We start from the raw sequence: 591 nt of genomic DNA, 5'->3' as shown, positions 1-591 counted from the left end.
GCCGATGGACATGCCCACGCCGGCCGTGTAGCCCTTGCCCAGCACGTTGCCGGCCATCATTTCGCCGGCCACGAACAGGTTGGCGCTGGGCTGTCCGCCAAAGCGCACGGCGGCCGTGTCGTCGGTCTTCAGGCCCAGGTAGGTGAAGGTCACGCCGGGCCGCAGCGCATAGCCGTAGAACGGCGGCGTGTCGATCGGGCGGGCCCAGTGCGTCTTGGCGGGCGCGATGCCGTCGGTGCGGCAGTCGTCCAGCGCCGTGTGGTCGAACCGGCCCGGCCGGCAGGCGGCGTTGTAGGCGTCCAGCGTCTGCATGAAATGCCCGGCGTCGAGTCCGAGCTTCTCCGCCAGCTCCGGCAGCGAATCGGCCTGCTCGCCTGGAAACACTGGCGGCATGAAGCGGCCGATCGCCTTGGCGTCGATGACCGAATAGGCGATCTGGCCCGGCTGCTGGGCCACGAGGCGTCCCCAGATGGCGTAGCGCTTGGGCCAGAAATCCTCGCCCTCGTCGTAGAAGCGCCGGGCCTCGCGGTTCACCACCACGCCGAGCGACACGCAATCGATGCGCGTGCAGATGCCGCCGTCGTAGAGCGG

The 591-nt window shown here is 69.5% G+C and carries 1 protein-coding gene; it reads right to left on the bottom strand.

Annotated elements, in window-relative coordinates; all coding sequences use genetic code 11:
- Window positions 1-591, bottom strand: a 591-nt coding sequence (locus GVL52_RS28250; protein ID WP_160012683.1) for an FAD-binding protein, incomplete at both ends; no start/stop codon positions are given.

The sequence above is a fragment of the Rhizobium sp. 18055 genome (assembly GCF_902706285.1).
Lineage (GTDB): Bacteria > Pseudomonadota > Alphaproteobacteria > Rhizobiales > Rhizobiaceae > Rhizobium.
The sequence above is the reverse complement of the archived record's forward strand: the minus strand, read 5'-3'. Positions and strand labels throughout refer to the sequence as shown.